This is a genomic window from Rhizobiaceae bacterium, assembly GCA_023953845.1.
Taxonomy (GTDB): Bacteria; Pseudomonadota; Alphaproteobacteria; order Rhizobiales; family Rhizobiaceae; genus Arvimicrobium.
Map to the genome: position 1 here is coordinate 3,439,043 of JAMLJC010000001.1, position 15,465 is coordinate 3,454,507.

The 15,465-nt window shown below is 65.1% G+C and carries 9 protein-coding genes, 1 tRNA gene and 1 pseudogene; 8 read left to right on the top strand and 3 right to left on the bottom strand.

What is annotated here, in order from left to right; all coding sequences use genetic code 11:
* The first annotated feature begins 63 nt into the window (after positions 1-63).
* From glgB to M9955_16865, 6 genes are all read left to right on the top strand, one after another.
* Positions 64-2,349 (top strand): 1,4-alpha-glucan branching protein GlgB, encoded by a 2,286-nt coding sequence (gene glgB / locus M9955_16840; protein MCO5083311.1) that lies wholly within the window; start codon positions 64-66, stop codon positions 2,347-2,349.
* 11 nt (positions 2,350-2,360) lie between these two features.
* A complete protein-coding gene (glgC, locus tag M9955_16845) occupies positions 2,361-3,623 on the top strand; it encodes a glucose-1-phosphate adenylyltransferase (protein MCO5083312.1) in 1,263 nt (420 codons plus the stop codon).
* A 195-nt stretch (positions 3,624-3,818) separates the two neighbouring features.
* Positions 3,819-5,264 carry a glycogen synthase GlgA gene (gene glgA / locus M9955_16850; GenBank protein ID MCO5083313.1) on the top strand — a complete coding sequence of 482 codons (1,446 nt, stop codon included), beginning with the start codon at positions 3,819-3,821 and terminating at the stop codon, positions 5,262-5,264.
* A 6-nt stretch (positions 5,265-5,270) separates the two neighbouring features.
* Complete coding sequence (locus M9955_16855) at positions 5,271-6,899, top strand: alpha-D-glucose phosphate-specific phosphoglucomutase (protein MCO5083314.1); 1,629 nt, start codon at positions 5,271-5,273, stop codon at positions 6,897-6,899.
* Between the two features lie 34 nt (positions 6,900-6,933).
* Complete coding sequence (glgX, locus tag M9955_16860; GenBank protein MCO5083315.1) at positions 6,934-8,928, top strand: glycogen debranching protein GlgX; 1,995 nt, start codon at positions 6,934-6,936, stop codon at positions 8,926-8,928.
* 18 nt (positions 8,929-8,946) lie between these two features.
* Positions 8,947-10,572 (top strand): alpha-glucosidase family protein, encoded by a 1,626-nt coding sequence (locus M9955_16865; GenBank protein MCO5083316.1) that lies wholly within the window; start codon positions 8,947-8,949, stop codon positions 10,570-10,572.
* A 70-nt stretch (positions 10,573-10,642) separates the two neighbouring features.
* Here M9955_16865 and M9955_16870 read toward each other — a convergent pair whose 3' ends face one another.
* The 3 genes and pseudogenes from M9955_16870 to M9955_16880 all read right to left on the bottom strand — a co-directional run bounded on the left by M9955_16870 (position 10,643) and on the right by M9955_16880 (position 11,434).
* Positions 10,643-10,942 (bottom strand): putative addiction module antidote protein, encoded by a 300-nt coding sequence (locus M9955_16870; GenBank protein ID MCO5083317.1) that lies wholly within the window; start codon positions 10,940-10,942, stop codon positions 10,643-10,645.
* A gap of 1 nt (position 10,943) precedes the next feature.
* Positions 10,944-11,231, bottom strand: a pseudogene (locus M9955_16875) (type II toxin-antitoxin system RelE/ParE family toxin).
* Positions 11,232-11,357: 126 nt separating this feature from the next.
* Positions 11,358-11,434, bottom strand: a tRNA-Pro gene (locus tag M9955_16880).
* A gap of 185 nt (positions 11,435-11,619) precedes the next feature.
* Between M9955_16880 and M9955_16885 the strand changes: the two genes are divergently transcribed.
* Both M9955_16885 and M9955_16890 read left to right on the top strand, forming a co-directional pair.
* Entirely contained in the window at positions 11,620-13,140 is a 1,521-nt protein-coding gene (locus tag M9955_16885) for a phosphomannomutase/phosphoglucomutase (protein MCO5083318.1), read from the top strand.
* 71 nt (positions 13,141-13,211) lie between these two features.
* A complete protein-coding gene (locus M9955_16890; GenBank protein ID MCO5083319.1) occupies positions 13,212-15,464 on the top strand; it encodes a mannose-1-phosphate guanylyltransferase/mannose-6-phosphate isomerase in 2,253 nt (750 codons plus the stop codon).
* The last annotated feature ends 1 nt before the right edge of the window (position 15,465 follow it).

Consider the following 15,465-nt stretch of genomic DNA (forward strand, 5'->3'; position numbering starts at 1 on the left):
AGACAGGGCCGTGCCGATGGCGTGTAAATCGGTGGTCCGGATGTCGGGAGGAGGCGCCGGAGAATGAAGAAGAGCAAGGCTGCGGCCGCCCCGGAGCGATCGGCGCAAGCTGCGGCGCAGCCGAAGGCGGGCGATGGCCGCAAGCGGCAGGCTCCCGGTCTGGCCAAGACTTCCGATATCGACGCGATCGTCGCCGGTACGCATGGCGATCCCTTCGCGATCCTCGGCGTCCAGGCCGCCGGCAAGGATTTCGTCGCGCGCTGCTTCATCCCGCATGCGGAAACCGTTGAAGCCTTCACGCTGAATGGCGAGGCGGTGGGCGAGCTTGCCCGGCGACACGATGCCGGGTTCTTCGAGGGGAAGATCGCGGTCGCACAGCGCCAGCCGCTGAAATATCACGCGCGAAATGCCGGCGGCGACTGGTGGGTGACCGATCCGTATTCCTTCGGGCCGGTGCTCGGGCCGATGGACGATTACTACATCGCCGAAGGCTCGCATCTGAGGCTCTTCGACAAGATGGGCGCGCATCCGATCCATCTGGACGGCGCCGACGGCGTGCACTTCGCCGTCTGGGCGCCGAATGCGCGGCGCGTCTCCGTGGTCGGCGACTTCAACGACTGGGACGGCCGCCGCCACGCCATGCGGCTGAGGAAGGACACCGGCATCTGGGAAATCTTCATCCCGGATATTGGCGCGGGCCGTGCCTATAAATACGAGATCATCGGCCCGGACGGCGTGCGCCTGCCGCTCAAGGCCGACCCCTTCGCCTTCCAGTCGGAGCTGAGGCCGGCGACGGCGTCGGTCGTCGCGCCACCCATGGCGCACGAGTGGGGCGACGAGGCGCACCGGAAATACTGGCGGTCGGTCGATCCGCGCCGCGAGGCGATCTCCATCTACGAGGTCCATGCCGGCTCGTGGCGGCGCGGGGAGGGCGACAGGTTCCTGAGCTGGGACGAACTGGCCGACCAGTTGATTCCCTATGTGGTCGAGACCGGTTTCACCCATATCGAGTTCCTGCCGATCAGCGAGCACCCTTACGATCCGTCATGGGGCTACCAGACCACCGGGCTCTATGCGCCGACGGCGCGCTTCGGCGATCCGGAAGGATTTGCGCGCTTCGTCGACGGGGCGCATCGCGCCGGCGTCGGCGTCATCCTCGACTGGGTGCCTGCGCATTTCCCGACCGACGAGCACGGTCTGGCGCGCTTCGACGGCACCGCGCTTTATGAACATGCCGACCCGCGGCAGGGTTTCCATCCGGACTGGAACACGGCGATCTACAATTTCGGCCGCCGCGAGGTGAGTTCCTTCCTCGTCAACAACGCCCTTTTCTGGGCCGAGAAATACCATGTCGACGGGCTGCGCGTGGATGCCGTGGCGTCCATGCTCTACCTCGACTATTCGCGCAAGGCCGGCGAATGGGTGCCCAACGAGCATGGCGGCCGCGAGAACCTCGACGCCGTGCGCTTCCTGCAACGCATGAACCACGCCGTCTACGGCACGCATCCGGGAAGCGTCACCATCGCGGAAGAGTCGACCGCGTGGCCGAAGGTGTCGCAGCCGGTGCATGAGGGCGGGCTGGGCTTCGGGCTGAAGTGGAACATGGGCTTCATGCACGACACGCTGCAGTATTTCGCGCGCGAGCCGATCTACAGGCAATACCACCACTCCGACCTGACCTTCGGCCTGCTCTACGCCTTCAGCGAGAATTTCGTGCTGCCGCTGAGCCATGACGAGGTGGTGCACGGCAAGGGAACGCTGCTGACCAAGATGGCCGGCGACGACTGGCAGAAATTCGCCAATCTGCGCGCCTATTACGGTTTCATGTGGGGGTATCCCGGCAAGAAGCTCCTGTTCATGGGACAGGAATTCGCCCAGCGCGACGAGTGGAGCGAGGCCCGGCAGCTCGACTGGCATGTGCTGGAGCATCGTCCCCATTACGGCATGCGGCGGCTGGTGACCGATCTCAACTACCTCTACAGATCGCGGCCCGCGCTGCATCAGCGCGACTGCGAGCCGGAAGGTTTCGAGTGGTTGATCGTCGACGACAGCCGGAATTCGGTGTTTGCCTGGCTGCGAAGGGCGCCGGGCGGCAATCCGGTCGCGGTGATCAGCAATTTCACCCCGGTGCAGCGCGATTTCTACGAGGTGCCGTTGCCGCATGCGGGCCGCTGGCGGGAGGCTCTGAACTCGGACGCTGAAATCTATGGCGGATCGGGCAAGGGCAATGGCGGCTGGGTGGAGGCGAGGGAGGCGGGCGGCCGCGTCGTCGGCACCATGCTCCTGCCGCCGCTCTCGACTCTGATGCTTGAATTCGTGCCTGCGGTCGAGAGCGACGCGGGCCGCTAAGGGAGGGCTCTATGGCGACGGAAAGAAACCAGCCGCTGGCGCGCGACGCCATGGCCTATGTGCTTGCGGGCGGGCGCGGCAGCCGCCTCAAGGAACTGACGGACCGGCGCGCCAAGCCTGCCGTCCATTTCGGCGGCAAGACCCGCATCATCGACTTCGCCCTGTCGAACGCGCTCAATTCCGGCATCCGCCGCCTTGCCGTGGCGACGCAGTACAAGGCGCATTCGCTGATCCGGCACCTGCAGCGCGGCTGGAACTTCCTCAGGCCCGAGCGCAACGAGAGCTTCGACATCCTGCCGGCGAGCCAGCGCGTCTCGGAGACGCAATGGTACGAGGGCACCGCCGACGCGGTCTACCAGAACATCGACATCATCGAGTCCTACGGGCCGGAATTCATGGTCGTGCTCGCCGGCGACCACATCTACAAGATGGACTACGAACTGATGCTGCGCCAGCACGTCGACCAGGGCGCCGACGTGACGGTGGGTTGTCTCGAAGTGCCGCGCATGGAGGCGACAGGCTTCGGCGTCATGCATGTCGACGGCGAGGACCGCATCATCGATTTCGTCGAGAAGCCGGCCGATCCGCCAGGAATCCCGGACAAGCCGGATTTCGCGCTGGCCTCCATGGGCATCTACGTCTTCCGCACGAGGTTCCTGATGGACCTTTTGCGCAGGGACGCCGCCGATCCGGCGTCCAGCCGCGATTTCGGCAAGGATATCATTCCTTTCATCGTCAAGAACGGCAAGGCGGTCGCGCATCGCTTCGCAAAATCCTGCGTGCGCTCGTCCATGGAGTCCAGCCCTTACTGGCGCGACGTCGGAACCATCGACGCCTATTGGGAAGCCAATGTCGACCTCACCGATGTGACGCCGGAACTCGATCTCTACGACCGCGACTGGCCGATCTGGACCTATGCGGAGCTGAAGCCGCCGGCAAAGTTCGTGCATGACGAGGACGGTCGGCGCGGCATGGCCGTGTCCTCGCTGATCTCGGGCGATTGCATCGTGTCCGGCGCGTCGCTGAAGCGCAGTCTCCTTTTCACCGGAGCGCGCATCAACTCCTTCTCGACGCTGGAGGAGGTGGTGATGCTGCCCGACTGCACGGTGGGCCGCAATGTGCGCCTGAAAAGGGTGGTGATCGACGGCGGCGTGAACATTCCGGAAGGATTGGTCGTCGGTGAGGACCCGGTGCTCGACGCCAAGCGCTTCCGCGTCTCCGAAAGAGGCATCTGCCTCATCACACAGCCGATGATCGACAAGCTCGGAATCTGAGGGTGATTGCGTGACGGCGCCCCGTTTCGGCCGACAGGATACCCCCACCCCCAGCCCCTCCCCACAAGGGGGAGGGGGACATGGAAGCGCTGACGCCAAGTTCCCCTCCCCCTTGTGGGGAGGGGCTGGGGGTGGGGGTGACTTCGTCGACCGCAGAAAAGCCGCGCGCGGGAGCGTCGCTCGAGGGACCATGCGATGGAAGTCCTAGCTGTCACGCCGGAGATTTTTCCGCTGATCAAGACCGGCGGGCTGGCCGACGTGACCGGCGCGCTGCCGCTGGCGCTGGGCGCCAAGGGCGTCGGCGTTCGCACGCTCATTCCGGGCTATTCGTCGGTCATGGCGAAGCTGCCGCCGTCCGAGCCTGTCCTTGAATATGCGGCGTTGCAGGGCGGCGCGGCTGCCGTGCATACCGTCGAGGTGAGCGGCCTCGACCTCTTCGTGCTCGACGCGCCGCACCTCTTCGACCGTGTCGGCGGACCCTATGGCGACGCGACGGGGGCGGACTGGCCGGACAACTGGCGGCGCTTCGCTGCGCTCAGCCATGTGGGCGCGGACATCGCTTCCGGCGCGATCAGCGGATACCGGCCCGACATCGTGCATGCGCATGACTGGCAGGCCGCGCTGACGCTGGCCTATATGCGCTATGGCCACGCGCCGGACAGGCCCTCCGTGATGACCGTCCACAACCTCGCCTTTCAGGGACAGTTCGGCGCCGGCATCTTCGGCAGCCTCGGACTACCGGCAGAGGCGATGTCGCTCGACGGCGTTGAATATTACGGCGGCGTCGGCTACCTCAAGGCCGGCCTGCAGGCGGCGTGGGCGATCACCACCGTCAGCCCGACCTATGCGCAGGAAATCCGCACGCCGGAATTCGGCATGGGGCTCGACGGCCTGCTGAACTCGCGCGCGGCGGACCTGCACGGCATCGTCAACGGCATCGACACCGGCATCTGGGACCCGGCGGCCGACCCGCTGCTGGCCGGCGTCTATTCCGCCAAGACGCTGAAGGCGCGGTCGGTCAACAAGCGCGCGGTGGAGGAACGCTTCAGCCTTCAGCCGGGCGGCGGGCCGATCTTCTGCATCGTCAGCCGCCTGACCTGGCAGAAGGGCATCGACGTCATCGTCGCGGCGCTGGACGAGATCGTCTCGACCGGCGCGCGCCTTGCGATCCTCGGCACGGGCGATGCGGGCCTCGAAGGCGCGCTTCTGGCGGGCGCCGCGCGGCATCGCGGCCGCGTTGGCGTCGTCATCGGCTATGACGAGGCGCTGTCGCATCTGATGCAGGGCGGTTGCGACGCCATTCTGGTGCCGTCGCGCTTCGAGCCTTGCGGGCTGACACAGCTCTACGGCCTGCGCTATGGCTGCGTGCCGATCCTTGTCCGGACCGGCGGGCTGGCCGACACCGTCGTCGATGCCAACGAGGCGGCGCTCTCAGCGGGTGTCGCGACGGGCTTCCTGTTCTCAGCCGTGACGCCGGAGGCTCTGATGCAGGCCGTTCATCGCGCCATGATCGTCTTCGCGACGCCCGCCGTGTGGAACGGCATCCAGAAGCAGGGCATGAAGGCGGACGTGTCGTGGAGCCGCAGCGCCGACCGTTATGTCGACCTCTACAAATCTTTATTGGCAAGGAAAGGTGGCTGACGCGCCATGATCCGTACCGTCAGGACGAAACCCTTCGACGACCAGAAGCCGGGCACCTCCGGCCTGCGCAAGAAGGTGCCGGTGTTCCAGCAGGAGCACTATACCGAGAACTTCATCCAGTCGATCTTCGACTCGCTGGAAGGTTTTGAGGGCAAGACTCTGGTGATCGGCGGCGACGGCCGCTACCTGAACCGCGAAGTCATCGGCACGGCGATCCGCATGGCCGCCGCCAACGGTTTCGGCAAGGTGATCGTCGGGCAGGGCAGCATTCTCTCCACGCCCGCCGCTTCCAACATCATCCGCAAATACGAGGCGTTCGGCGGCATCATCCTGTCGGCCAGCCACAATCCGGGCGGCCCGCACGAGGATTTCGGCATCAAGTATAATATCGGCAATGGCGGCCCGGCGCCGGAGAAGGTGACCGACGCGATCTTCGCCAATTCGAAGAAGATCAGCGAATATCGGATCGCCGACACCGGGGCGATCGACCTCGACACGATCGGCGAGCGCGACGTCGCGGGCATGACGGTTTCGGTGATCGATCCCGTCGCCGACTATGCGGAGCTGATGGAGCGTCTGTTCGATTTCGACGCGATCCGCGGGCTTTTTGCCGGCGGCTTCCGCATGGCCTTCGATTCCATGCATGCGGTGACCGGCCCCTACGGCAAGGAAATCCTTGAAAGCCGGCTGGGCGCGGCGAAAGGCACGGCGCGGAATTTCGTGCCGCTGGAGGATTTCGGCGGGCATCACCCCGACCCGAACCTCGTTCACGCCAAGGCGCTTTACGACGATGTGATGAGCGCGTCCGGACCGGATTTCGGCGCGGCCTCCGACGGCGACGGCGACCGCAACATGGTCGTCGGCAAGGGCATGTTCGTGACGCCCTCCGACAGCCTCGCCATCATCGCCGCCAACGCGACGGTCGCGCCGGGCTATGCGAAGGGCATCGCCGGCATCGCGCGCTCGATGCCGACAAGCGCGGCCGCCGACCGCGTCGCCGAAAAGCTCGGCGTCGGCATGTATGAGACGCCGACCGGCTGGAAATTCTTCGGCAACCTGCTCGACGCCGGCAAGGCCACCGTCTGCGGCGAGGAAAGTTTTGGCACCGGCTCCGACCATGTGCGCGAGAAGGACGGGCTCTGGGCGGTGCTGTTCTGGCTGAACATCATCGCGGCGCGCGGCGAGAGTGTGAAGGAGATCGTCGAGAAGCACTGGGCGACCTACGGCCGCAACTACTATTCCCGCCACGATTACGAGGAAGTGGAGAGCGAGAAGGCCAACGCGCTGGTCTCGGAACTGCGCGGCAAGCTCGCTTCGCTGCCGGGGACGGCGGTGCGCGGCCTGACGGTCGAGAAGGCCGACGATTTCGAGTATCACGACCCGGTGGACGGTTCCGTCTCGAAGAACCAGGGCATCCGCATCCTGTTCGAGGGCAGCTCGCGCGTCGTGCTGCGGCTGTCGGGCACCGGCACGTCCGGCGCGACGATCCGGCTCTATGTCGAGCGCTACGAGGCCGATCCGGCCAGGCACGATATCGACACGCAAACGGCGCTGGCCGACCTGATCGCAGCGGCCGACGACATCGCCGGCATCAGGCGTCACACCGGCCGCGACAGGCCGACGGTGATTACGTGAGCGGGAGAGCGAGCCGCCGCATATCTGGCTTCGCATGACCGCCGACAAACCGCTCGGCGCTGTGCTCACACCAGCCGGCGTTCGCTTCGCCGTCTGGTCGGGCGCGGCTGAACGCGTCTGGCTGTGTCTGTTCGACGCCGCTGGCGAGCGGGAGATCGCGCGGCACGAGCTGACGCGTGACGAGGACGGTGTGTTCTCCGCCGAAGTCGCCGGCATCAAGGCCGGTGCGCGCTATGGTTTTTGCGCTGACGGGCCTTATGATCCGGACGCCGGGCTGTGGTTCGATCCGCAAAAGCTGCTGGTCGATCCGTATGCTGTCGAGATCGACCGGCCCTATGCCTACAACCCGGCGCTTGCCGCGCGGCGGGGCGAGGGAGGCGATACTGCCGCGTTGATGCCGAAGGCGGTCGTCTGCAAGCCCAGGACCTTGAGGCGGGCGAAGCCGGTGTTCCGGCCGGGCGGCTTCATCTACGAGCTCAACGTGCGCGGCTTCACCATGCGGCATCCGGACGTGCCGGAGAAGCTGCGCGGCACCGTCGCCGCGCTGGCGCATCCGGCGATCGTCGAGCATCTGCAAAAGCTTGGCGTGACGGCGGTCGAGCTGATGCCGGTCACGGCATGGATCGACGAGCGCCATCTGCCGCCGCTCGGGCTGACCAATGCCTGGGGATATAATCCGGTCACCTTCATGGCGCTCGATCCGCGATTGGCGCCGGACGGACTGGCCGAGTTGCGCGAGACAGTGGCGGCGCTTCGCAAGGCGGGCATCGGAACAATCCTCGATCTCGTCTTCAACCATACCGGCGAGAGCGACCGGTTCGGCCCGACGCTGTCGCTGCGCGGTCTCGACGGGCGGGCATATTTCCGGCACTTCGACGACACGCTCGTCAACGACACGGGCACCGGCAACACCATCGCCTGCGATCATCCGGTGATGCGGCGCATGGTGCTGGACAGCCTGCGCCATTTCGTCCTTCATGCCGGCGTCGACGGTTTCCGTTTCGATCTCGCGCCGGTCCTCGGCCGCACCGATCGGGGCTTCGACCCCGATGCGCCGCTGCTGAAGGCCATGCGGGAAGATGAGGCGCTGGCGGACCGCATCCTGATCGCCGAGCCGTGGGATATCGGCGCGGGCGGTTATCAGTTGGGCAATTTCGGCAAAGAGTTCCTTGAATGGAACGACCGCTATCGCGACGATGTCCGGCGCTTCTGGCGCGGCGATCCTTCCACCATCGGCGACCTCGCGACGCGGCTCGCCGGCTCGTCGGACATTTTCGGGCACGACGGCGCGACCGCTACGCGCAGCGTCAATTTCGTCGCGGCGCATGACGGCTTTTCGCTGGCTGATCTCGTCTCCTACGAGCGCAAGCACAATGAGGCGAATGGCGAGGAGAACCGCGACGGCCACAACGAGAATTTTTCGTGGAACAATGGCGCGGAAGGCGCGACGGACGATCCGGCCACCTCGCGCGCGCGCCGCCGCGATGCGCTGGCGCTGCTGGCCACACTGTTCGCCTCGCGCGGCACGGTGATGCTGACCGCCGGCGACGAGTCCGGCCGCACGCAGCAGGGCAACAACAACGCCTATGCGCAGGACAACGGCATCACCTGGATCGACTGGGCGAACCGGGATCGCGTCCGCGAGGATTACGTGGCGGCGCTGGCGGGCCTGCGGGAGCGATTTCCGGCCCTGCGGAACACCGATTTCCTGAACGGCGCATCGCGCGACGGTCTCCACGATGTGGAGTGGCTGACCGAAACGGGCGAGGGCATGGGACAGGGCGACTGGGAAAATGCCGAACGGCGGCGCCTGACGATGATGCTGGCGGCAGGCGACCGTCGGCGTAGCCGGGTCGCAGTAACGATCAACGGCGACCGTCGCGCCGCCATATTCGCTTTGCCGCAGCGCGCCGGCTGGAACTGGATGATGCTCCTGTCGCCGCCGGAAAGTGCAGCGCGACAGGTTGAGGACGGAGCGTTTCTGGTGCAGGGCAGGAGCGTGCTTTTCCTTGAAGAGCGGCGGGACTGACGCCGCGCGGAGACGACCATGAGCAACCCGGCCGGCAAGGAATGGTGGCGCGGCTGCGTCATCTATCAGGTCTATCCGCGCTCGTTTCAGGACACGACCGGCGACGGCTTCGGTGACCTCAAGGGCGTGACGCAGCGGCTCGGCCATATCGCCTCGCTCGGTGTCGACGCGATCTGGCTGTCGCCCTTCTGCAAGTCGCCGATGGCGGATATGGGATACGACGTTTCGGATTACCGCGACGTCGATCCGATGTTCGGCACGCTGGCGGATTTCGATGCCTTGGTGACCGAGGCGCATCGGCTCGGCCTGCGCGTTATCATGGATCTGGTGATCTCGCACACTTCCGACAGGCATCCGTGGTTCGTGGAAAGCCGGGCTTCGCGCGAGAATCCGAAGGCCGACTGGTATGTCTGGGCCGACGCAAAGCCGGACGGCACCGCGCCGACCAACTGGCTGTCGGTCTTCGGCGGGCCGTCATGGGAATGGGATTCGACGCGCCGGCAATACTATTTGCACAATTTCCTCGCCGCGCAGCCGGACCTGAATTTCCACAATGCCGAGGTCCGCGCCGAATTGCTGGACAGCGCACACTTCTGGCTGGAGCGCGGCGTTGACGGCTTCCGTCTCGACACGGTGAACTACTATTTCCACGACCGCTTCCTGCGCGACAACCCGCCGACGACGAACCGCGTCGCCGGGCTGGCGCTCGACACGAACCCGTATCTCTACCAGTGGCACCTGTTCGACAAGACTCAGGCCGAGAACCTTGGATTCCTGAAGGATTTTCGCAATGTGCTGAATGCCTGGCCGGACCGCATGTCGGTCGGCGAGGTGGGCGACGAGGATCGCTCGCTGGCGACCGTGGCCGCCTATACCGAGGGCGGTAAGCGGCTGCACATGTGCTACACTTTCGATCTGCTGGGTCCGGAATTCTCGCCGGGCCATATCGCCCGCTGCGTCGGCGCGGCGGAGGAGAAGGTGGCCGGCGGATGGATCTGCTGGGCGTTCTCCAATCATGACGTCGTGCGCCACGTCTCGCGCTTCACGAAGGCAGGACAGGACCCGGATGCCGTCGCGAAATTCGCCATCTCGGTCCTGATCGCGCTGCGTGGCTCGCTCTGCCTCTATCAGGGCGAGGAACTCGGGCTGGAGGAAGCGGAACTGACCTTCGAGCAGTTGCGCGACCCCTACGGCATCCGTTTCTGGCCGGGTTTCAAGGGGCGCGACGGCTGTCGCACGCCGATGCCATGGGAAGCAGGAGCTGCGAGCGCGGGCTTCACGAGAGGCGACCCGTGGCTGCCGGTGCCCGAAGCGCATCGGCATCGCGCGGTGGACCGGCAGGACCATGCATCGGACTCGGTGCTGGCCTACTATCGGCAGGCGCTCACATTCCGCAGGGCGAGCCCGGCGCTGACGTCTGGCGCGATCCGCTTTGTTCAGGTCGACGAAACGGTGCTGGCGCTGGTGCGCGAGGCGGGGGAGGAGGCGATGCTCTGCGTCTTCAATTTCGGTGATACGGAGATCGAATGGCGCACTCCGGCGGATTTTTCGGGCCGGCCCCGATTTGCTCTCGCCGATGTCTCGCTCAGTCCGGATGCGCTGAAGCTGCCGCCGCTCGGCGCGGCATTCGTAAGAGCGGTGTGAACCGGGACCTCACCGGGAATAGGGGCTTCCGGTGATCGGCAGCTATCGTGAACCGGTCATGGCTCACGCGTCATGAGGAAACCTCCTCGCGCGGAGCAATCGAAAGACGGAAACCCATCGCGTTGATGACGCCGATGAGCGTCGACATGCGCGGATCACCTTCTTCGCTGAGCGCCTTGTAGAGCGTTTCTCTGGTGACACCGGCTTCTTTTGCAATCGCGGTCATGCCACGCGCGCGGGCAATATTGCCAAGCGCGGTTTTGATAAGGTCCGGATCGCCATCTTCAAACGCGGCTTCGATATAGGCGAAGATCGCTTCTTCGCTGTCGAGCATTTCTGAAGTGTCCCATTTAGTCGTCCTGGTCGCCATTTCAGACCTCCTTCGCCATCACAATGGCATTCCTGATGTCCCTGTCCTGAGTCCGCTTGTCGCCACCGCAGAGAAGGATGACCAGTTCCCGGCCTCGCTGGACGAAATAAAGACGCTATCCAGGGCCATAATCGATGCGCATCTCTCCGATGCCGTCGAAGAACTTCACATCGCCAAGATTGCCTTTTTCGGCACGGTCGATGCGCAGATTGATCCGCGCCTGTGCCCGCATATCCTTGAGCGATTTCAACCAGATCAGGAAAACATTGGTTTTACGCACTTCGATCATATGTAATTTATAATTCACACTTGGTGAGGTGTCGATTATAATTCACGAAGTGAAGTCTTGTTCGCCGGACACCGAGGCATGCCCAGTGGATAGCGTTTTCGGGAAATCTCAAGGTTTTGATTTTTCTGGTCGGAGTGGCAGGATTTGAACCTGCGACCCCCTCGTCCCGAACGAGGTGCGCTACCAGGCTGCGCTACACTCCGCGACCAGACCGCGGTCATATAGCCGCCGGATTTTCATCCTGCAAGCACCCATGGCAGCCAATTTGCAGCCTGTCGCGATTCGTACCATGGCAGGCGGGAGACGCAGCCATTGACCGCGCGGACTTCCGCGTTCACAAGGCGCGGCGGGCGCAACGACGGCAACAAATGGGTCCGGAGAAGAAATTTTGAGCCTGAAGCCAGTCGCAGACGCGAAGCCCAACACCTTTGCCTTCGAAACGAAAGCGCTCGTCAATCCTACCGGATTTCGCGAGTACGACGCGCGCTGGTGGTTCGGCCATCCGGCTTCGGCCAAGGCGCCGGAGCTCAACCTGCTCGGCGTGCAGGCGCTCGGCATGGGGCTCGCGACGCTGATCCGCCGGCTGGGCGTCGGGCCCGAGATCGTGATCGGCCATGATTTCCGCAGCTACTCGCTTGCCATCAAGCTGGCGCTGGCCTCCGGGCTCCAGGCGGCGGGAGCGAAGGTGAAGGATATCGGGCTGGCGCTGTCGCCCATGGCCTATTTCGCCCAGTTCGCACTCGATACGCCATCCGTCGCCATGGTGACGGCCTCGCACAACGAGAATGGCTGGACCGGGGTGAAGATGGGCGCGCAGCGGCCGCTGACATTCGGCCCGGACGAGATGAGCGCGCTGAAGGAGATCGTGCTCGCCGGCGATTTCGATCTGCGGGGCGGCGGCTCCTACGATTATGTCGAGGATTTTCGCGGCGTCTATCTGGACGATTTGACGAAGGGCATGCGGATCGGCCGCAAGCTGCGCGTCGTGGCTGCCTGCGGCAACGGCACGGCCGGCGCATTCGCGCCGGAGGCGCTGGAGCGCATCGGCTGCGAGGTGATCCCGCTCGACGTCGAACTGGATCATACTTTCCCGCGCTACAATCCGAACCCCGAGGACATGGAGATGCTCCATGCCATCCGCGACAAGGTGCTGGAGACGGGCGCGGATGTCGGCCTCGGCTTCGACGGCGACGGCGACCGCTGCGGCGTGGTCGACAATGAGGGCAACGAGATTTTTGCCGACAAGGTGGGCGTGATGCTGGCGCGCGACATCTCCGCGCTGCATGCGGGCGCGAAATTCGTGGTCGACGTGAAATCGACGGGCCTGTTCAACACCGACGCAGTACTAAAGCGGCAGGGCGCGGTCACCGACTACTGGAAGACCGGCCATTCCTACATAAAGCGGCGCGTGGCGGAACTCGGCGCCATCGCCGGCTTCGAGAAATCCGGCCACTTCTTCTTCAATCCGCCGATCGGCCGCGGCTACGATGATGGGCTGATCACCGCCATCGCGGTCTGCGAGATGCTGGACCGCAATCCGCAAAAGTCCATGGCGGACCTTTATCGCGATCTGCCGCTGACCTACGGCACGCCGACCATGTCGCCGCATTGCGGGGACACGGTGAAATATGGCGTGGTCGAGCGCGTCGTCGCCGATTTCACGGGCATGAAGGAGAAGGGCGAGACCTTCGCCGGCCAGAAGATCGTCGATCTCGTCACCGTGAACGGCGTGCGCGTCGTCGCCGAGGACGGGACCTGGGGCCTCGTCCGCGCATCCTCCAACAAGCCGGAACTCGTGGTGGTGGTGGAAAGCCCGGTGTCGTCCGAGCGCAGGCGGGAGATGTTCGACGCTGTGGACGCCGTGCTACGCAGGAACCCGGAAGTGGGCGCCTACAACCAGACTTTTTGAGATTCAGGTGAGGCTGGCCTGACTTGAATCTGGACGTACCAAAGCAATTCTTTGAAGGCGATTGACCGCAGATGACTGAACGGATCGTCAGTTTCGTGATGAGCGGCGGCGTGGGCTCGCGCCTGTGGCCGCTGTCGCGCGAGGATAACCCGAAACAGTTCCACGACCTTGCCGGCGACGGCTCGATGCTGGTGAAGACGCTGCGGCGGCTGGCCGGGCGACGCGAGGGCGAGACGCCGATCTTCCTGATCGCCTCCGAGCGCCACGCCGACCGCGTGCGCTCCGACATCGCCGACATCGATTTCGCCGGCGGCGGCGCGATCTTCGAGCCGGTCGGCCGCAACACGGCGGCCGCCGTTGCCATCGCGGCGCTGCAAACGCTGAAGCAGTTCGGCGATTCGCTGGTGCTGGTGGTGCCTTCCGACCACGAGATCACGACGGTCGAGCAGTTCTGGCAGACGGTGGAACGGGGCGTGCCGGCTGCGCGCGCGGGCCGGCTCGTCGTGTTCGGCATCAAGCCGACCCAGCCCGAGACCGGCTACGGCTATATCGAGGCGGGCGATGCGGCGGACGGCGTCAGCGATGTGCGCCGCTTCGTGGAGAAGCCCGATCTGGAGACGGCGCAGGCCTATCTCGACGCCGGCAATTTCTACTGGAATGCCGGTATCTTCCTGTTCGGCGCCGGGGCGATGCGGGACGCTTTCCTGAAATTCGAGCCGGAGATATGGCGTGCGGCGGAAAGAGCCTATGCGGCGGCGACGACCGACCTTTCCGGCCTCTATATGCCACTGGAGCTTTACGAGGCCATTCCGTCCAACTCCATCGACTATGCCGTGGCGGAGCGGGCCGAGGGCATCGCCATGGTGCCGGCAAGCTTCCGCTGGAGCGATCTCGGCTCGTGGCAGTCGCTGCTCGACGTCAGCCCGTCGGACGACAAGGGCAACGTCATCGTCGGCGATGTCGTCGCCATCGACTGCGAGAACTCCTACATCCGCAGCGAGGGCCGGCTGCTTTCGGCGATCGGGCTGAAGGACATGGCGATCGTCTCGACGCTGGACGCGACCTTCGTCGCGCCTGTCGACCGCAGCCAGCACGTCAAGAAGATCGTCGAGCAACTCGAAAAGAGCGGCCGGCTGGAGACGAAGTTCACGCCTTCCGACGACCGCGTCCTGGTGCCCGGCGCGTGGCGCAAGCGCGTGCATCACTGGCTGTTCGATGAGACGCTGCCGCTGTGGTCGACGGCGGGCGTCGACCGGGAGAATGGCGGCTTCTTCGAGGCGCTGGACTTTTCCGGCAAGCCGATCCGCAAGCCCAAGCGCATGCGCACCATCGCGCGGCAGATCTATGCCTTCGCCGTCGCCAAGGAGCGCGGCTGGACCGGCCCGGCCGACGAACTGATCGGGCATGGTATCGACTTCATCACCCGCCACGGCCGCACGGACAGAGGCGGCTGGGTCCGCACGCTGAACGTCGATGGCACCGTCGCCGATCCGGTGGAGGATGCCTACGATCATTCCTGCGTGCTTCTGGCGCTGGCGCATGCGCATATCGGCGGCAACAGGGACGCGCTGCGGCTGGGCAGGGAGACCTTCGCCTTCATCGACGAGCATCTGGAGGATCACCGCCTGACGGGCTTCCTGGAGACGTCGGACGGGGAGGGCGTGCGGCGCTCCAATCCGCACATGCATCTCCTGGAAGCTTTCCTCGCGTGGCATCAGGCGACCGGCGAACGCTCCTATCTGCGCCGCGCGGCGCGCATCATCGACCTTTTCCGGTCGAGCCTCTTCGATGCGGACACCTGGACGCTGGGCGAATTCTTCGACGACGACTGGAAGCCTGTCGCGGGCGAAAAGGGCGAATGGACGGAGCCCGGTCACCACTTCGAATGGGCCTCGCTGCTGGTCGATTTCGCCAATGCCAGCGGCCAGAAAGACCTCGTCGCCTTCGCCCGCAAGCTCTATGCCTCGGCGGTCGCCAACGGGCTGAACCGCGCGACCGGCCTCGCCTATGGTGCGGTGACGCGGCAAGGTCTGCCGCTCGACCGCATGTCGCGAAGCTGGCCGCAGACCGAGGCGATCAAGGCCGCGACGGCGCTGGACGGTACCGGTGGACCCGACCTCAAGCCGGAAATCGAGGCGCGCGTCGGACGCCTGTTCCGCTGGCACATCGACCCCGCGCCGACCGGGCTGTGGATCGACCAGATCGACGAGCGGGGCAGAAGCCAGGCGCGCGAAGTGCCGGCAAGCATCTTCTACCACCTCGTCTGCGCGCTGACGCAGTATCTCGACGCGACGGAACCGGAAGAGCCGAAGAAGCGGAAGTGAT